Origin of the sequence: Glutamicibacter sp. Je.9.36 (assembly GCF_051129975.1) — a bacterium.
Taxonomy (GTDB): Bacteria; Actinomycetota; Actinomycetes; order Actinomycetales; family Micrococcaceae; genus Glutamicibacter.
On sequence record NZ_JBCPSN010000006.1, the window covers coordinates 50,164 to 68,473 of the forward strand.

Annotated in this window: 16 protein-coding genes; 10 read left to right on the top strand and 6 right to left on the bottom strand. The window is 57.6% G+C overall.

All coding sequences use genetic code 11. The annotated features are described in order from the left end of the window. Positions 1–5 precede the first annotated feature (5 nt). Positions 6–548: a hypothetical protein gene (locus AAZQ98_RS14560; RefSeq protein WP_434693276.1), complete on the top strand. Its 543-nt coding sequence runs from the start codon at positions 6–8 to the stop codon at positions 546–548. Here AAZQ98_RS14560 and AAZQ98_RS14565 read toward each other — a convergent pair. The 3 genes from AAZQ98_RS14565 to AAZQ98_RS14575 all read right to left on the bottom strand — a co-directional run bounded on the left by AAZQ98_RS14565 (position 521) and on the right by AAZQ98_RS14575 (position 3,650). Beyond that, positions 521–2,332: an AMP-dependent synthetase/ligase gene (locus tag AAZQ98_RS14565; protein WP_434693278.1), complete on the bottom strand. Its 1,812-nt coding sequence runs from the start codon at positions 2,330–2,332 to the stop codon at positions 521–523. The two genes, AAZQ98_RS14560 and AAZQ98_RS14565, sit on opposite strands and share 28 nt — an antisense overlap. Before the next feature lie 113 nt (positions 2,333–2,445). Then, positions 2,446–2,880 (bottom strand): hypothetical protein, encoded by a 435-nt coding sequence (locus tag AAZQ98_RS14570; protein ID WP_434693280.1) that lies wholly within the window; start codon positions 2,878–2,880, stop codon positions 2,446–2,448. Further along, positions 2,877–3,650 carry an alpha/beta hydrolase gene (locus AAZQ98_RS14575; RefSeq protein WP_434693282.1) on the bottom strand — a complete coding sequence of 258 codons (774 nt, stop codon included), beginning with the start codon at positions 3,648–3,650 and terminating at the stop codon, positions 2,877–2,879. Before AAZQ98_RS14575 ends, AAZQ98_RS14570 begins: the two co-directional genes overlap by 4 nt. A 135-nt stretch (positions 3,651–3,785) precedes the next feature. On the opposite strand from AAZQ98_RS14575, the gene AAZQ98_RS14580 reads away from it, so the two are divergent. Together AAZQ98_RS14580 and AAZQ98_RS14585 are read left to right on the top strand one after the other, a co-directional pair. Further along, positions 3,786–4,457: a lysophospholipid acyltransferase family protein gene (locus AAZQ98_RS14580; protein ID WP_434693285.1), complete on the top strand. Its 672-nt coding sequence runs from the start codon at positions 3,786–3,788 to the stop codon at positions 4,455–4,457. A gap of 71 nt (positions 4,458–4,528) precedes the next feature. Beyond that, positions 4,529–5,932: a class II 3-deoxy-7-phosphoheptulonate synthase gene (locus tag AAZQ98_RS14585; RefSeq protein WP_105659067.1), complete on the top strand. Its 1,404-nt coding sequence runs from the start codon at positions 4,529–4,531 to the stop codon at positions 5,930–5,932. A 71-nt stretch (positions 5,933–6,003) separates the two neighbouring features. On the opposite strand, the gene AAZQ98_RS14590 is transcribed toward AAZQ98_RS14585, so the two are convergent. The 3 genes from AAZQ98_RS14590 to AAZQ98_RS14600 form a co-directional block, all read right to left on the bottom strand. Then, on the bottom strand, positions 6,004–8,220 hold the full coding sequence (locus tag AAZQ98_RS14590; protein WP_434693288.1) for a protein kinase domain-containing protein: 2,217 nt from the start codon (positions 8,218–8,220) through the stop codon (positions 6,004–6,006). Positions 8,221–8,422: 202 nt separating this feature from the next. After that, on the bottom strand, positions 8,423–8,671 hold the full coding sequence (locus AAZQ98_RS14595; RefSeq protein ID WP_013348560.1) for a WhiB family transcriptional regulator: 249 nt from the start codon (positions 8,669–8,671) through the stop codon (positions 8,423–8,425). A 638-nt stretch (positions 8,672–9,309) separates the two neighbouring features. Continuing rightward, a complete protein-coding gene (locus tag AAZQ98_RS14600) occupies positions 9,310–13,119 on the bottom strand; it encodes an FtsK/SpoIIIE domain-containing protein (protein ID WP_434693291.1) in 3,810 nt (1,269 codons plus the stop codon). 249 nt (positions 13,120–13,368) lie between these two features. Here AAZQ98_RS14600 and AAZQ98_RS14605 point away from each other — a divergent pair, with 249 nt between their 5' ends. The 7 genes from AAZQ98_RS14605 (at position 13,369) to AAZQ98_RS14635 (ending at position 17,991) form a co-directional block, all read left to right on the top strand. Further along, the gene (locus AAZQ98_RS14605; protein ID WP_434693293.1) at positions 13,369–14,589 is read left to right on the top strand and encodes a CpaF family protein; all 1,221 of its coding nucleotides are present in this window, start codon (positions 13,369–13,371) and stop codon (positions 14,587–14,589) included. Between the two features lie 2 nt (positions 14,590–14,591). Further along, positions 14,592–15,443 (top strand): type II secretion system F family protein, encoded by an 852-nt coding sequence (locus AAZQ98_RS14610; protein ID WP_434693295.1) that lies wholly within the window; start codon positions 14,592–14,594, stop codon positions 15,441–15,443. Continuing rightward, the gene (locus tag AAZQ98_RS14615; RefSeq protein ID WP_434693297.1) at positions 15,440–16,381 is read left to right on the top strand and encodes a type II secretion system F family protein; all 942 of its coding nucleotides are present in this window, start codon (positions 15,440–15,442) and stop codon (positions 16,379–16,381) included. The genes AAZQ98_RS14610 and AAZQ98_RS14615 overlap by 4 nt, the downstream gene beginning before the upstream one ends. A 63-nt stretch (positions 16,382–16,444) precedes the next feature. Then, positions 16,445–16,678, top strand: coding sequence for a hypothetical protein (locus tag AAZQ98_RS14620; protein ID WP_434693299.1), 234 nt, complete (start codon positions 16,445–16,447; stop codon positions 16,676–16,678). A 6-nt stretch (positions 16,679–16,684) separates the two neighbouring features. Beyond that, positions 16,685–17,104 (top strand): TadE family protein, encoded by a 420-nt coding sequence (locus AAZQ98_RS14625; RefSeq protein WP_434693301.1) that lies wholly within the window; start codon positions 16,685–16,687, stop codon positions 17,102–17,104. After that, positions 17,097–17,543 carry a hypothetical protein gene (locus AAZQ98_RS14630; protein WP_105658364.1) on the top strand — a complete coding sequence of 149 codons (447 nt, stop codon included), beginning with the start codon at positions 17,097–17,099 and terminating at the stop codon, positions 17,541–17,543. The genes AAZQ98_RS14625 and AAZQ98_RS14630 overlap by 8 nt, the downstream gene beginning before the upstream one ends. A gap of 49 nt (positions 17,544–17,592) precedes the next feature. After that, entirely contained in the window at positions 17,593–17,991 is a 399-nt protein-coding gene (locus AAZQ98_RS14635; protein ID WP_332487271.1) for a hypothetical protein, read from the top strand. The last annotated feature ends 319 nt before the right edge of the window (positions 17,992–18,310 follow it).

The following is an 18,310-nucleotide window of genomic DNA, read 5'->3' on the forward strand; positions in this document are numbered from 1 at the left end:
CTGTGATGCGCCCAAGCAAGATGACGCCCGGGGCTGTGCCCGCCCGGCTGAGGCAGCAGGTTGCCGAGCTGGGATCCAAGGGCCAGCCGATCACGGTACTGGTCTTCACCCTCGACACGCATCTTCCGTTCTGCGAAATCGCAGAGCACCTGGCCGAGCAATTCGGTGAATTGGATTGCAAGGCCCAGGTGGCCACGGCCGGACCGCAGCGCGTGCAATCGGTGATGGACGGCAAATTCACCGGCACCAACGTGTTGGTGGTTGTGGGCGATACCAGTGCCGACTCGGAAGACCGGCTCATGGAATTGGTCGAATGGCTGCTGGCCAATGGCCGCAAGGACCTGGCTGGGAACCTGATCTACGCGGTGCTTGGCCACGAGCACCAGAATCACGCCACCCAGGCATTCAGCCGCGTGGTATTGCCGCGCAGCTACTATGCCCGAACACAGCAAAGCGGCCTCAAGTTGCCTTGGGCCGCTTCAGCTCGCGAATCGTGGGAGCTGGCTAATGCAGTGATGGACTATGCTGTCGGCTTGGGCGCCGAGTAGATGCCTTCGATCACGGCCTCGTAGTCCTTGAGCACTACTGCACGCTTGATCTTCATCGAGGGAGTCAAATGACCGGTTTCCTCGGTGAAGTCAGCAGGCACAACGCGGAAGGACTTGATCGCCTCGGCCTTGGATACCGAGGTGTTGGCCTTGTCGATGACCGCCTGCACGGTTTCGAGCACCTTTGGATGGGTCGATAGCTCGTCCAGCGACAGGTTCTGGTCCATCTGGTGACGGGCCAGCCAACCTGGCAGGGCTTCTGGATCCAAGGTCACCAGGGCCGCAATGAACGAGCGGCCCTCGCCGATGACCACGCACTGGGAAACCAGCGCGTCGGCGCGGATCTGGTCCTCAAGCAGTGCAGGAACCACGTTCTTGCCGCTGGCGGTGACGATGATTTCCTTCTTGCGCCCGGTGATCCTCAGGAATCCGTCGGCGTCGAGTTCGCCGATATCCCCGGTGCGGAACCAGCCATCGGTGAAGGTCTCATCCTGCAGCTCTGGACGGTTGCGGTAGCCGCGCATCACGCAAATGCCCTTGGTGAGGATCTCTCCGTCCGCGGCGATGCGCACGGCGTTGCCCGGCAGCGGCTTGCCTACGGTGCCGATCTTGATCCGGTCCAGGGTGTTCACCGTGATCGGTGCGGTGGTTTCAGTCAGGCCGTAGCCTTCCAGAATGGTCACCCCGATGCCGTTGAAGAAGTGGCCCAGGCGCTCGCCCAGCGGACCTCCGCCGGAGACCGCATGGCGGATGTTGCCACCCATCGCGGTGCGCAGTTTCTGGTAGAGCAGGGCGTCGAAGAGCTTGTGCTTCAGGTTCAGCACCAGCGGAACCTTGCCCTCCTGCTTGGCGCGGGAGTATGCCACTGCAACGTCAACGCCGGCGTGGAAGATCTTGCCCTTGCCGCTATCCTCGGCCTTGAGCATTGCCGAGTTGTAGACCTTCTCGAAGACGCGTGGCACAGCGAGGATGAAGTTCGGCTTGAAGGACTGGAGGTCCTCGAGCAGGTGCTTGACATCGGGGGTGTGCCCGGTGCGGCAACCAGCGGCAATGTTGACTACCGAGATGAAGCGGGCGAAAACGTGAGCCAGCGGCAGGAACATGATGGTCGATGCGCCCGGGTAAACGGCGCCGGGCAAGGTAGCCACAGCGTTCTCCGCCAGCTCCACGAAGTTGCCGTGGGTCAGCTCGCAGCCCTTGGGGCGGCCGGTGGTGCCCGAGGTGTAGATGATCGTGGCGATGTCATCCAATGCTGCGCCCGAACGGCGGGCTTCGAGCAACTGGTCATCGACGTTCCGGCCATCTTCGGAGAGCTGTTCCAGCCCGCCATCGAACTGCCAGACGTGATCCAGTCCGTCGAGCTGTTCCTGATGGGCGGCGCGGCGCACCACGGCTTCCTGGGCGGCGGCCTCAACGACGACGGCCTTGGCACCGGAATCGGAAACGATCCAGGCAACCTGGCTAGGGGAGGACGTTTCATAGACGGGGACGGTGACGCAGCCGGCGAACCAGATGGCGAAGTCAACCAGCGTCCACTCGTAGCGGGTCTTGGCCATCAGCGCGATGCGGTCGCCAGCTTCGATGCCATTGGCGATGAACCCCTTCGCAATGGCCCGGGCGTCGGCAGCGAACTGCGATGCCGTGACATCATTCCACGTTCCCTCGGTCCCCGGCTTTGAGAACAATGCCGGGTTGGCCGCTGAATTCGCGTGGCGTAATAGCAGATCTGTAATATTCGACTGCTGTGGCGAATGAATGCGAATTGGCGAGCTGTATTCGCGCATCTGGTCTTCAACTCCTGAAACTCTGTGTGACCCCATTAGCAATAGCGGGTAATCCGCATCACATATTTATTACTATAGAGTAACCTACCGTGTGGTGTACTCAAAGCCGTTTTCTATACTTGAGCCCCATCATCTCCCGGATCGCGGTCAGTGGGAAGACGTTTGAGCAAGTAGGCGATTCCGAGCAGGGCGGCGAGTGCCAGCCCGAAATAGATGAACACCGGAGCTGAGCGGAAAAACACCACGCACAGCAGCAACCCAAGCGGACCGCCAGCGGCGCCAACCCAGGCGAGGTTCAGCATCGGATCACCCGAACCCAGCGCGGCGGGTTCTTCTGGAACGAACTCTTCCGGCGTCTGCTCAGCAACATAGTCGCGCGGTCCGCGAACCGCGGCAGGCCCGGTGTTGAAGAGCTTCTCCAGTTTCGCCGCGCGCTCGTCGGCGCTGGGTTCGCGGGGTGCCGAGGCATCAAGCTGGCGGAAATTCTCGACTAGCTCATCCCACTGCGGATCATTCTGGTTTGAAGGATGGGCATCTTCCGGATTCATGCGCGCTCCTCCTTGCGCTTCCGTTCCGTGGCGGCCAGCTGCGCGAAGAAGCGAGCGGATTCGTGGAAAATCTGCTCCGCATCGTAGTCCAGGGTGGCTACGTGCTTGGAGTGCAAGAGCATGTGGTGCTCGGCCAGGGTGCCCGAGTTCAGGCCCTCGACCAGCTCGCGCACCGACTGCTCTGAGACTACGTTGTCGACGGTGGAACGGAAGAGCTGCACCGGGGCGTTCACCAGCTCCAAGCGCCGGCGGGTCTGGGCAAAGAGCGAACGGAGTTCGGCTACGGCTGCTACCGGGGTGCGCGGGTAAGCTCCTTCATCGACGCCGCGCTTGGCGATGTCATTGCTGATTGGGGCAACGCTGCGCACTACATGCTTGAGCCAAGGAGTATAGGGGGCCAAGGGGGAGTCCACGACCAGGCCCGGATTGACCAGCGAAACACCGGCTACATTGCGACGGGTCGCCAGATGCAGGGCCAGGGCGCCGCCCATGGAAAGGCCAGCGGCGAATACCTGCTCGTGCGTGCGCGCGAGCCTGTCAAAAGCGGCTTCGGTAGCGTGGATCCACTGGCCATAACCTCGACCGACCATGTCCTGCCATTGCGTTCCGTGCCCGGGCAAAAGGGGAATGTCCGTGTCGAATCCGGCCTGCTCCAAGGAATCCGCCCATGGCTGCAGGGAAACAGCGGAGCCGGTAAAACCGTGGATCAAAAGTACTGCACATGGACGTTTGCGCTCGTCCAGCGGAGTATTGCCTGCATCAAGTTTCATCGTGAACCCTCCGGATTTCTGCCTTCACCTTCGAGCGTAGTGCACAATTGAAGGGTGCGGAGTGCGCTTCGACCAGTAAGGTCGCGGTTTCTCTTCCCGCGTAGCTGGTCAACTAGAAGAAGGAATTTTCCCGCTGTGCTGTACGACTTCCTCAAGCGTTTCGCTGTCCGGCCGCTAATACGAATTTTCTTCCGCGTCAAGATCCAGGGCATCGGCAATGTGCCTGAAACCGGTGCGGCGATCTTGGCTTCCAACCACCTGTCGGTGAGCGACTCGGTGTTCCTCCCAGCGGCGCTGGATCGTACCGTGATCTTCCTGGCTAAGGACGAGTACTTCAACGGCAAGGGCATCAAGGGCCGGATCACCGCGTGGTTCTTCCGCAATATCAACCAGCTGCCCATGGACCGTTCAGGCGGGCAGAAATCGGCTGCTTCGCTGGCCAGTGCCAAGAACGCTCTGGCGCAGGGCCAGGTGCTGGGCATCTATCCGGAAGGCACCCGTTCACCGGATGGACGGTTGTACCGGGCCAAGCTCGGCGTCGCAAAGCTCGCCCTGGAAACCGGTGCCCCGGTAATACCAATTGCAATGATTGGCACCGACAAGGTCCAGCCCATCGGCCAAAGCCTGCCGCATCCGGGCCGGATCGGGATCAAGATCGGCAAGCCGCTGACCTTCGAGCACCTGAACGGCAGGGCCGCGAATCCTGAAACGCTTCGCGCTTGTGCCGACGAAATCCGCAAGGCAATCAATGTCCTGTCAGGTCAGAGCTACGTCGACATCTATGCTCCACGCAAACCAAAGAAGTAGCAGGCCGCTATGCGCAGTGTTACGGCGACTTGTTACATTCGTCGCGGTCCTTTGAGCTGATGCCACGTAGAATGGGCAAGGTGAGCGAAGAAAACCGAACCCCATTGCCAGGCTCCTCCGTAGCCGGCCCCGCCACCGATCCGCAACTAGATTTGTGGCGTGAATTGCCAATTGCCCAGCAGCCGACTTGGCGTGAGCACAAGGACTATCAGTCCTCCATCAACGAATTGGGTTCGCGTCCGCCACTGGTATTTGCCGGCGAAGTCGACGTACTGCGCGAACGCTTGGCCGCAGCAGCCCAGGGCAAGGCCTTCTTGCTGCAGGGCGGCGACTGCGCCGAAACCTTTGCCGATGCCACCGCCGACAAGATCTCCTCGCGAGTTCGCACCATCTTGCAGATGGCTGTGGTGCTGACCTATGGCGCATCGATGCCGGTAATCAAGATGGGACGCATGGCTGGCCAGTTTGCCAAGCCGCGCTCCTCGAATGACGAAACCCGAGATGGTGTTACTTTGCCGGCATTCCGCGGCGACATCGTCAACGGCTTCGACTTCACACCCGATTCCCGTGCCCACGATCCGAAGCGCATGGTGCAGGCCTACAACACCTCATCGGCCACGCTGAACCTGATCCGGGCGTTCACCCAGGGCGGCTTCGCAGACCTGCGCAGCGTGCACTCGTGGAACAGCGGATTCATGGCCAACCCGGCGCACTCTGCCTACGAGCAGCTGGCCGGCGAGATCGACTCGGCTATCCGCTTCATGGATGCCTGCGGTGCAGACTTCGAGGCGCTCAAGCGCACCGAGTTCTTCGCCTCCCATGAAGCACTGCTGCTGGACTACGAGCGTGCGTTGACGCGTACCGATTCGCGGACCGGCTTGCCGTACGACACCTCCGGCCACTTCCTGTGGATCGGTGAACGAACCCGTCAGCTGGACCACGCACATGTGGACTTCCTCTCGCGCGTGCGCAACCCAATCGGCGTGAAGCTGGGCCCGAACTCGGATCCGGAAGACGTTCTCGCGCTGATCGAAAAGCTCGATCCGAACCGCGAACCAGGACGCCTGACCTTCATCACCCGCATGGGTGCGAAGAACATCCGCGAGAAGCTGCCAAACCTGATCGAGAAGGTCACGGCCTCCGGCGCCCAGGTGCTGTGGGTTACGGACCCAATGCACGGCAACACGGTCACCAGCCAGAACGGCTACAAGACCCGCAACTTCGAAGATGTCATGGACGAAGTCCGCGGCTTCTTCGAAGTGCACGACGCGCTGGGCACCTTCCCAGGCGGCCTGCATGTGGAGATGACCGGCGACGATGTGGCTGAGTGCCTCGGTGGAGCGGATCCGATCCGCGAGGAAGACTTCGACTCGCTGTACGAGTCGCTGTGCGACCCGCGCCTGAACCACCGCCAGTCCCTGGAGATGGCCTTCCTGGTCTCCTCGGCACTGCAGAGCCGCAGCCGAAACCGCTAGCAGCTAGAGAATAATCCGGTTCCCGACAGCGGGAACCGGATTATTTTTATGCCTGGGGAACGGAACAGGCCTCAGAAGGCGTAGATGCTGATCTCGCTGCCGCGCACGGCTTGCTGGTGCAATGGAGACTGCATGCGAACGGTCTGGCTGAAACCGCCAAAGACATTGTGCGTCCTCACGGAAAAGCCGGCGGCTTCCAGTGCAGAGATTGCTTCCTCGACGCCCATGCCGAGCACGGATGGGATCTGGACGTATTCTGGTCCTTGCGAGAGATTCACTGTCACGGTGCTGCCGTACGCAACCGTGCCCTGGGCCGGGTCCTGGACGGCGACTAGGCCTTTTTCGATCGTGGTGGAATGGACGGATTCACCGGTTTCCAGCTTCAAGCCCATGGACTCAAGCTTTTCCTTGGCCGCATCCTTGCCAAGACCAATGACCGCAGGAACAGGAACCGGAGCATGTCCCTTGGAAACAGTGAGGGTGATGATGTTCTTCCGCGGCAATTTCTTGCCGGCGGCAGGGGAGGAACTGATAATCTCGCCCTTCGTCACCGATTCCGAGTAGGCCTCGGATTCCTGGACATCTTCGAAACCGATTTCATCGAGCAACTTGGTGGCCTGATCCAGGGTTTTCCCGGTGAAATCCGGAACTGCAAAAAGCTGAGGGCCTTGCGAAACGATCAGATCGATTCCCTGGAACTTCATGATGTTCTCGCCGGTCCCCGGCTGCGAGTCGACCACCCTGCCGATGGCAATCTCATCGTTGTAGGTCGTGCCTACCCGAACTGGAACACCTTGGCCATCCATTTGCGCGACTGCCTGCGATTGAAGCATGCCGGTCAATGACGGGATGCGGATGACGGTTCCGGGGCCGCGGCCGAAGAACCATCCGGCACCTGCGACCAGAGCCACGATGAGGATCCACATCACGGTGATGACGAACTTCTGCGTGCCCGAGCGAGGCTGACGCAACCGGTGAGTGGGTACCTGTGCTTCCTTGCGCCACTTTCTTGCAGCCTGCTTCTGCGCACGCTTTTGGCCACGTACCGACAGCGGTGCTTCGGAATCGGCGTCATTCTCGTGGGCCGGTTCCAGCTCGCGGCCGCGGGTGTACACCGACGTTGCGGCTATGCCAGAATCAGCGGCAAGATCAGTGGGACGAGGCTGGGCCAGTGTGGCTTGCGCATCGCGAAGATCCAAGACTTCGGTGGCGTCAACCGCGGCAATGACGGTTGTCTGGTCAGGATCGGCGGGGGCATCATCAATAACGTAGCTGTCCTCGTGCTGAGCAGTATTCCGCTTCAGCCATAGCTGTTCACGCTCATCTTCGCGCTCGCGTTGCATCGCATCAAGACGCTGCTGCAGCGTAGTGGGCATCTGCGCCATAGTTTGCGGGGTGAGATCTTCAATCCCGCCGAGGTCCTCGGCGCCCAGGTCCAGTTGCGCATCGTTGAGCGTTGAGCGGATCTGGATGATCTCCTCCAGCAGCAGCGAAGCATCCTGCGGGCGCTTCTCTGGATCCTTCTCGGTGCACCATCGAACCAACTCATCGAGATCTTCGGCCAATCCCGGAACCAAGTCCGAGGGCATGGGCATGGGGGAGTCCAGATGATGCTTCATTAATGCAGCGGCATTGGTCTCGGTATACGGTGCTTGTCCAGTCAGCATCTGGTAGATCATGATGCCCAGTGCGTAGATGTCGCTGCGCGAATCGGCTGGTGCCCCTGAAACTAGTTCGGGGGAGACATGGGACAGCGTGGCGACGAGCGTGGCTGACTGGGTATGGGCGCTGGCAGCACGGGCCAAGCCGAAGTCGGTAACTTTCACTTCGCCGGTATCGGAGAGCAGCACATTTGCCGGTTTCATATCCCGGTGGATGATTCCCTCGCTGTGCGCGGCGCTGAGACCGTGGCAAATTTGTTCAAGGACGCTGAGCGCCTGACGCGGAGTAAAGCGGCCACGTTCTTCAATGACCTGTTCGAGGTTTCGTCCTCGAACATACTCCATCACGAGGTACACCAGATTATCGCTCACGTTGTGATCACGGATGGAGACCACATTCGGATGAGTGATATTCGCAGCGATGACAGCTTCGGATTCGAATCGCTCACGCACTGTATGCTCGCTGGCAAAGTTGTCGTTCAGGATCTTCACGACAACCGCTCGATGCAGGCGCTTGTCCATGCTGCGGTAGATGCGTGACATGCCACCCAGGGCAAGCAGATGGTCCAGTCGGTATCGACCATCCAGCGTCTTGCCCAGGTTGGGGTCAGTCAGGGCCGGGCTCATTTTGCGGTCGCACCTGCCTGAACGGTGCACGCGAAGCGGGCCAGAGTCACTAACGGATCCTTTCGAACATGAATACTACTTTTAATGTACCTAGCTGAGCTGACAATTTGTCGCTTAAACTCGAAATCCGCCAGTGGTGTTTACCTCTGGCGGATTTCGTATAGCGTCTCGGGTTGCGAGAATTACCTCGAGCGCAGCTTAATTATGAAGCGCGGCGAGCTCGTGCTGCGCGACGCTTCAAGGCACGACGCTCATCTTCGCTCATGCCACCCCAGACGCCTGCATCCTGGCCGGACTCAATAGCCCACTGCAGGCAGGTTTCGGTTACTTCACATCGACGGCAGACGCTCTTGGCCTCTTCGATCTGCAACAGGGCCGGACCGGTGTTTCCCACTGGGAAAAACAGTTCCGGGTCCTTTTCCAGACACGCCGCGCGGCTACGCCAATCCATGCTTATTGATGCTCCTTGAAATCTGAGAGGGTGTGAAACACCAACGACAATCAACACACAGGCAAAAAATAACTAGGAGTGAAATGAAATCCTGGTTGCCTAGCGGTTAACATCTGGCGTCTCGAAAGGTCGGAGAAGTCCATTCGGGCACTTCGTTTAACCGACCACATAAGGTTTTCATGTAACGCGGAAGTAAACAAGAGTCACGGTAGCGAAATGTTGCTGAATGCCTGAGTGCTTTCTCACATGGCATTTGGCACTAGGATCCGCTAGTTATCAGAGGTGTGGCGCGAGCAACAGCAAAAGTCAATTGTTGCGGTTTGAGTTCCTGCAGAAGGTCAACGAAAATTGTTGATGTGAGCAACGAAAATGCAATCTCGTCCCGCCCAACCAGTGTTTTCGTGGTTGCCGCGCTTGTCCTAATTGAGGCCCTGGCTGTTCTGGCGTACGCCATCAGCTACATGTTGAACCTCGACACCAACGGAACAGTCAATATGGGCGGGCAGTTATTCATGCTGGCCCTGTGCTTGCTTCTTGCCGTTTGGCAAGGCTCGGTAGCTGTCAACTTCTTCAAGGGAAAAGCGTTCACTCGTGCTCCGATTGTCGTTTGGCAACTATTCCAGCTCATCCTCTCTGTTTCATTCCTGAGCTCCAATATCCCGATGGTGACGGCCGCGGCGGTACTTTCCATCGTGGTCGCCGGAACCACTGTGGTGATGCTCTTCGCGCCGAAGACCACCGCATTCCTCGGAGACCGGCCAAACCGCTGAATTGCCAGCAGATAATTCGTACGGAATATGAATCATCCGCGGTTTGCCTCGTTTGGAGATGACCGCGCACCAGTAGTCTTTGGCTCCTTGATGAGGCACCTGATGGATTGGCTGCCAATTCATCGGTTGAAGATCTTGCGGATGATGGGCTTCGACAGCGACTACCTGGCGATCATCGAGCCCGTTGGCGCTCAATCCCAGGTCGAAGGCCATCCTGCTGGACGGCGGAACGAATAGCGCGACACCGATTCCCCTCGAATTCAGAGCGCTCAAGAGCGGTGGCAACCGAGAGTCATTGGTGGTTTCGAGGAAGAGGCAAAGCAAGTCCTGCCGAACACGGTACGAGCCGTCCTCGAGAGAACGTACGAACCGTTCAAAGTCCGGTAGGCCGCAAATATGCGGGGAGTTCCAACACGCAGCGAGTACGGCAGACAGCTGCAGGCGCTGTTGCGTATCGGGGCACAGCACAACAACCATCGGACCTGCTGGTCGAGGGACCGCTTCACCATCGAAGGGCGAGTATCCCAGAAAGTTTGCCGGTTGAAGGGCAGAACTTGAAGGCATCTGCCAAGCTGAAGGCACTTCGGGCCAGGTGCTTCCGGGGATTTCAGCTAATTGAACTTCGGTGAGTTGGAAGACCTGCGGAGGATGCCCCGAACTCAGCTTGACCCCTCGACCCGGCAAGAGCGAACAGGCCGGGATCTTGGGCCACATCATCTTTAATGACTCGGTAGCGTTGAATGGGAAGAACCATTGCTCTGTACAAAGACCGGTGGACTTCAACGCGTTTTGGTCGCGGTCAACTGAACAAATCACCATAGGCGATTGCGGGCCGCCGAAACGCAATAGCGTACCGAGTGCTTCGTCCAGGCGTTGGAAATGTTGCGGGTGGATATTGGACTGCAACTGGGCCAGTGAATGAACGAGAATGATCAATGCTGGATCACTGGGCATGGATTCCAGGAAGTCGACAGCATCGAAAAAGCCATAGGGATCCTCACCCGTGACAACCTTGACGTTTTCAGTGGCATCCGGGATCGGCGGCGGACCGAAGCAAAGTATTTTTCTGGGCGAACGGGCGAGGGAAGCGAACAGGGTTCGGGCACCGGCTTCTGGCAAGCCGCAGATCAATGTTGATCGTGAACGGGCAGGGTCAAGAATCAAAGGTTCAAGCCGGGCCAAATGCAGATTATCTGCAACGCCGCAGTAAATCGTTCCTCGTTCCTTCCCATCCCACGTATCTGGCGAGTGCGTTGGTTCTGCTGGCCGAGGCAACGCTGGAGCAAACCCAGATACCGGGAGCTCCGAAGTGGACCACTGTGAGGAAAGTTCTGCTGCATGGTTTTGCAAGCGATCTCCGGCGACTGACGCGATGCTCTTTTCGAATCGGCACAACGGACGAAGGCTGAGATCTTGACGATTCCGCTCGAATAGTTCGCCGTGCAGTGGCGGCTCGATGGCCAGCTGGAATTGCATGTTCCTAGTGGGCTTGGAAGCGCCCTTGATGATCGCCTGTCCGGGGTGGAGGAGTTTGGACGCCTCGGTAGAGCCCACCAGTTCCACGGACTCACCCGGGTCGTTTACCCTCAATGCGATTGTCGTGTTTAAGTTCGCCTTGGTTTGTCCCGTCAAAGCGCCAGCCGGACGTTGCGTGCTGAGAATCAGATGGATTCCTAGAGCTCGACCCACCGCAGCTAAACGATCAATTCTGGCGCTGGCTTGAGGAAGCGTTTCGACGAAAACACGGAATTCGTCAATGACTACCAGCAAGCGAGGCAGAATCGGGCCTGATTCGTCGAGATCTTGATATTCCGCAATGTCGCTGCAGCCTTGTGCTGCCAGAAGCTCCTCGCGCCGCCGCACCTCATGTTCTAGTTGTTCCAACGTGCGCTGAGCCGCTGCCTCATCGAGGTCGCTTGCGAAGAGCTGGACATGGGGCAAACCTGCATAGACGCCTAGTCCAGCTCCACCCTTGAAATCAATAAGTGCGAAGGCAAGCTGAGTCGGCGGGTAGTTCCGGGCAAAATCAGCAATCAGGCGCCTGAGCGCTTCTGACTTGCCTGACCCTGTAGTGCCGCAAATCAGTACGTGCGGACCATCCTCATGAAGATCAAGGAACACGTCCTCTTGCTGTTCATCGAGGCCCAGATGTGCCCGTACAGCTAGTGACGGGGATGCAATGGCTTCTGCGTTCTTGGTTATTGCCTGCTTTTGCAGCTGCACATACTGCTGCACCATCCTGTCGAACCGCGAAAGGCTCAGCGTGCTTAGGTTCTGCAGCACTAAGCGTTCGTCGGGCCAACGCGAGGACACGGGGCTTGGAACAATCCAATTCTCCACGGATTCGGCCAGCACCGGTGAAACGCCCAGCACCAGGGCGCCGGAAATAGGTTGAGGTTCCTGGGCAGTGACGTACAACGTCGCCAGGTTGGTTTCCTCTTTCCTGGTGAAGCTCGATTCTTCGGGAATCGACAGGTGGGCCACGGAAACGTTGCTCATCAAAAGCAGCGACGCCGGAAGACACCTGATACTGGGATCGAGCACGAGCCGTATCTGGCCGGAATGTATGGCCGGGAGATAGCGTGCAAGTACTGCGGCCAGAATAGCCCCAGCGCTTTGCCCTTGTGCAGAATTCAGCTGCCAGACGCTCGGGGTACTCGGGAAAAATACTGGACCGAACCAGGGCGCGTCCGACTTCGTCTTCCTGAGGCTACGAAATACTTTGCGGATCCCCGTGGGATCAGAACGAGAAGTGTCCTGCGGAGACCACAGTCCCTCGCCCCAAACCAGTGGTGGTATCCGGGCATGCGACAGTCCCAAAGAAGCGGAATCCAGTCCGGCTACGAACGATTCTCCGAGAGCCGGAGAATATTTACTTCTCGCGATAATGGCGGAAGCTCGTTGCACTTCCATTTCCCTTTTCCATTCGCGACGCTCCACGAACAGTTGACCGGCAGGCACCATGCCCATAAGGGCCGAAACTCCACTCAAGATCAGAAAGAGCATCGAACCGGTAACCAAGGCAAGCAAGACGCCGGAGATGATCGGAACGAATGCTGCGAGGACCAGAGCAATTAAGCGGGACAGCTCGGGCTTGGAAGGTGCTTGGATTTCCAATTGTTCGGGGGTTACCAATTGACCGGATTGGGCGGTTAATGGATCACCGACAGCGAATTCGGTGTTGCCCAGAAAGAAGCGCGATCCGTGCTCCAATTCCACGGACTCGCAGCGGCTGCCATCTGGCATGGCAAGTTGCTGCTCAGAGCAGGCTACTAGGCGCAGGCTCCGGGTTGTCACGAATAACTTCGCGTGAATCCGGGACACCAGCGGATCTTCTAACCATAATGGGGCGGTTCTGCCGATGACATGTTCTCCCTTTGTGAGCGGAATCCAGGCACCAGCGTCGGGGCCGCGAACTACATATAACTTGAGGCACGAAGCTGTGGTGCTTGTGGCGCGAACAGGTTGGGGCAATTCATTGAGCAGAAGACGTTCAGACGCATGCAGGATCCCCAACTCTTCTATCCGCGTTATTCCCGAATACCATCGTTGTCCCGGGAAATGCTGCTGCAGCAGTGCGGCGAGCTGCTCGCCCGATATTCGTCCGGACATGACAAGTTCGAATTGCCGCGGATGCTGGAATTTTCGGGAAATCAGAAGTAATTCATAGCGGACCATGAGGTCTCCTGAATGTAATGGAATGTTGTCGTTCCCATCTAAACCAGCATTGAGGGCGGCGCTGGAAGATAAGAATCTTGGTGTGGAGAAAGTACCAAGAACTATCCACAACTTCGGGAACCTCTTGAAAGCGGTCTCTGCTGCAGATAGCATCCCTTGTCATACGAATAGGTATGCTGCACCGACGACGCGCTCGCCGATAGTCCCCGAGATCGGGATCCTCCAGTAGGGAAGCAAAAGGAGTCAGTCGTGGATGCGCTGTCCATTGTCGAAGACGAAGTACGCGAGCTGGTTCGCCGGCGTGGATTGGACCCGGCAAAGCAGCCAGAGATGATCCGATCACTGATTGAAGAGGTCATTCGCGACTACGACGAACGCGCATTGCTTGGCGCCGTGCCTTCACTTGGATCGCTAGAGGCCGCCCAACGTTCAGTATTCGATAATGTGGCCGGGTTCGGAGCGCTGCAACCCTTATTGGATGATCCTTCTGTTGAAGAGATCTGGGTAAATTCTCCACATCAAGTATTTTGCGCCAGAGGTGGCCAAAGCGAACTGACCCACATACGCATGGAATCGGCAGAAATCGCGGCTCTAGTAGAACGCATGCTCAAAACGTCGGGCAGGCGTCTGGACCTTTCCCAGCCATTCGTCGACTGCCAATTGCCTGATGGGTCTCGTCTTCACGTCGTGATTCCAGACATCACCCATGAGCATTGGGCCATCAACATTCGTAAGTTCATTGCTCGCGCGGGAAAACTTGAAGATCTAGTTGAGCTGGGAGCCTTGAGTGAACAAGCAGCGAGGTTCCTTTCTACGGCAATCAGTGCCGGTCTGAATGTCATCGTTACCGGCCCTACGCAAGCCGGCAAAACGACAATGCTCAACTGTCTGGCATCAGCGATCGGCCCCAGGGAACGCATTATCACCATCGAGGAAATCTTTGAGCTGAATCTTTCACTAAGAGATGTCGTTGCAATGCAAACTCGCCTCGCCAATCTTGAAGGCACCGGTGAAATCACGATGCGCCGGCTGGTCAAGGAGGCCTTGCGCATGCGCCCGGAACGGATCATTATCGGCGAGGTCCGCGAAGCAGAGTCCTTGGATATGCTCATTGCCCTGAACTCGGGAATCGCGGGGCTATGTACCTTGCATGCGAATTCTGCCCGCGACGCCATCACAAAAATTTGCACTTTGCCGTTGCTTGCAGGACCAAATATCACCAGCGACTTCACCATCAAGACCGTGGCTGCATGCATTGACCTTGTGGTTCATTGCGTGCGGAGTCCACAGGGCCATCGCTATGTCAACGAGATTCTCAGCGTGCGCAACCGCGTGGAGGAAGGGCAAATTGAGTCCTCGACGCTATTCGAGCGGCAAGCCGATCGCCTGCTGCCGGCTCGGGGAGCCGATTGGTCCCATGAAAAGTTTGATGTCGCTGGAATCAATATTGCCGAATTGATGGCGGTGTAGCGGTGGTTGCTTTCTTTGCTCTCCTTGGCGGGCTAGGCATTGCTCTCATGGTTGACTGGTTGCTCTTCGCCCCGTGGGCAAAATCGCCCAAACGTAGCTCGGCCATCAAGAATGCTCTTTTGCATGCAGGAATGAGCAATCTGGCTCCGGCAAAATTCATCGTGATTTGCCTGGTCTGCGGGCTGGCTTCCGCGTTGGTGACGTTGGGACTCACCGCTTCGTGGCTCTTCGCCTTGGTGTTTAGCATCTTCGGTTCATTCGCACCATGGGTCTACCTGCGCCATCAAGCCACCAAGCGCCGCGCAGCATTGCAAGAACAATGGCCAGAGGTGGTTGATCACTTGCGAAGTGCCATCCGGGCGGGCCTATCTCTTCCCGAAGCATTGAGCCAATTGGCTGTCGTCGGCCCGCAGGTATTGCGTCCGCTATTTCGGGATTTCGCGTTGGACTATCGAGCCACAGCGAACTTCTCCGTGGCGCTGGACCAGCTGGGCGAACGCTTGGCAGACCCGGTAGCCGACAAGATTCTCACGACATTGCGGATTACTCGTGAAGTCGGGGGCACCGACTTGGGGCATACGCTCACAACTTTGTCGGCATTCTTGCGCGATGACGTGAGAACACGAGGGGAACTCGCGGCCCGCCAATCATGGATTGTCTCGGCAGCGCGTTTGGCAGTCGCCGCGCCATGGATTTTGCTGTTGGTCTTGGGCACCCAGGAAGCTGCGAAGGATGCATATATGACGGTCGGGGGAGTGATAGTGCTATGCCTGGGCATGGTGGTTTCCCTCGTTTGCTATCGAATCATGCTCCGGCTGGGCACCTTGCCAGTAGAAGAACGAGTCCTGGCATGAACAGCTATACGCCGTGGGCGGCGCTTTGCGGTTTGGGACTTGGCATAGGCCTTTGGCTGGTCTTTGTGAATCTGCCGGGCTGGCGAAGAATGGCCTTCGCTGATCGTATTGCGCCCCATGTTCGCGTTGGCGTTCGAAGCTCACGCATGCTGGAAGACTCATGGCACTCTGACTCCGGGCACTCGGCTTTAGGCCAACTCGCTGCCCCCATGCTGCTGCAAATCAAGAAGCTGGCTAGCCTGCACAGTCCTTCGGCAAGTACTCTTCGGAAGCGTCTGAACGCTGCCGGATTGGACATGAGCGTGATTGACTACCGGTCTCAAGAAATTGTTTATGCTCTGGCAGGCCTAGTAGCAGGTTCTGCGTTCATGGCCTTTGCCGCCGTTCAGTATCATGTCTCTTTGATCCTATCGGTGCTAGTCGTTATTGGTTTCGGGATTGTTGGCTATGCATTGCGTGGTTGGTGGCTTGGCGAACAGATCCATCTGCGGGCCAGGAAAATATTGACTCAGTTTCCAACCGTGGCCGAAGTCCTGGCGCTAACTGTCGGCGCAGGCGAATCAACCACCGGGGCCATCGAAAGAATTTCACGAATTTGCCACGGGGTGATCGGTGACGAATTCACCAAGACTTTGAACGACATTCACGCAGGCACTCCGATGGTCCAAGCGATGCAGAATATGTCCGACCGGATGCAAGTTGGGGCCATGACGCGCTTTGTCGATGCAATCGTTGTTGCAACGGAGCGAGGCACACCATTGGCTCAAGTGCTCAGAGACCAAGCACAAGACGTCCGCGATGCGTCCAAACGAGAACTTATGGAAGTTGCAGGAAAACGCGAGATTTCCATGCTGGTCCCGGTCGTGTTCGGAATTCTTCCTCTCACGATCGTTTTCGCCGTATTTCCCGGTCTGGCGTTATTGGAGATGAGTTATTGATCGGAGCATAGAAAAGCTTGAATCTCCCACTTTGAAATCCTTTAGCAAGTTAGAAGGGCCGTCATGAATCACATACAAGAAATGATGCTCAAACTGGTATTGCAAATCACTGCAACCGGTGAACTACTCTTTCGTAAGGTTTCCCCGAAACTCAGGGAAAGCAGAGGCGACGTGCCCGGATGGGTCATGATTACTCTCATGTCCGCGTTGCTGGTTGCCGCCTTGCTGGCCGTTGCAGGGCCTAGGCTGCAGGACCTGTTCAATCAAGCGATCGATCGAGTTTCCGGATTGGGATAACCGCGCATGTGGTCGAGTGCGGGGTCTCCAGGAAATTCGGAATCTGCGGAACTTGTTGATGGCGAGAACGGGTCTGCTGTAGCCGAATTTGTCATGGTCACAACGTTGCTTGTCGTCATCGCAATGGCGCTCATCCAACTCGCGTTGGTACTGCATGTGCGTAACACCCTGATTGACGCAGCATCGAACGGCGCCCATTACGGTGCTTTGGCCAATCGGTCAGTATCCGATGCTCGAAGCAGAACCCGGATGTTGATCACCGAAAGCTTGCATGGCGGATTTGCCCGAGACATTGCTGTGAGCACAACCCGCGTCGGTGATAGCCAGTTGGTAACCGTATCGGTTAACACGAGGGTGCCTTTAATCGGGTTCTTGCCCAACGGGTGGGATTTGCAGGTTCAGGGAGAAGCTGTGCGTTATGGGTAGAGCCAAGTATCTCGCTGCCGCGATGCACAAGAGAATCCGGGCCGAAGATCGCGGCAGCGCGATAGTGGAGTTTATTTTTGCTTCAACTGTCTTGCTGATTCCCATGGTGTACCTGATCCTGGCCGTCGGACAGCTGCAAGGCGGTAGCTATGCCGTGGTTGGAGCTGCTGATCATGCAGCGAAGGTTTTCGCCGCCGCCGATAACCCCGCCCAGGCAAGGTCAGATGCGCACGCAGTCGTACGAAGAACCATGAACAACTTTGGATATGCCGACGCTCGCACATCGATTAGTTGCGACAAGGAATGCTTGAGTCCGGGCAGTGTCGTCACCGTGACGGTAGCGTTGGATGTTCCCCTTCCTTTCGTTTCCGACTGGGCAGAGGTATCTGCTTTCACCGTGGATTCTTCAGCCTCGCAAAGGACTGATCGCTTTGGCTAGGACAAAACGCACTGCCCTGAATCCACGGGACGAGGATGGACAATCCTTAGTGCTGGCAATCGGCTTGTGCGCCATCACTTTGCTGACTATTTCAGTGGTGCTAGCAGTCAGCGCAGTCAACCTCAAAGCGCGTCAGCTGTTGTCAATTGCCGACGGGGCCGTCGTGGCTGCCGTGGATGAATTCGAATTTGTTGCGGACAATGGCGACCCGAGGATTCAGTTGGACCAGCAGCGCGTGCAACAAGCCGTGCAACAGTACCTTTCGGATGTGGGTGCGGCCGGCCGCGTCGACAATCTACGCATTGGCCGGGTGCAGATCACGCCTGATGGGCAAGGTGCGAATCTCGTGCTGCAGGGTTCGGTGCAACCGCCGATAGTGGGGTGGATCGTTCCAGACGGAGTACCAATATCTGTAGATTCATCAGCAAGAACTGTACTGAGCAGGTGAACACATCCGCGCAGAGCAGCATGGATGTTCCAGGGAAGCGGGAAACGCACAAGTACGGGGAAGCAAGAGAAAGAACGTGTCAGCGAGCAACGCTGCTGCATGCCCCAGGAGCGGAATCCAGGAAGGATGGATCCAGCGCAACCGGATCCATCATTTTTGCGGTAGTTCGGGCTTCATTGGAAGCTTGCGGACCCCACCTCGAAATCCCAGTTCAGAAAACACTGTTCGAGAACTGACTGGCCGGCTTCCCGATCGACCCGTGGATGCAAGCCTTGCACGTTGGCTAGGGGTTCCACAGCGTGATTTTCAGTGAATACCT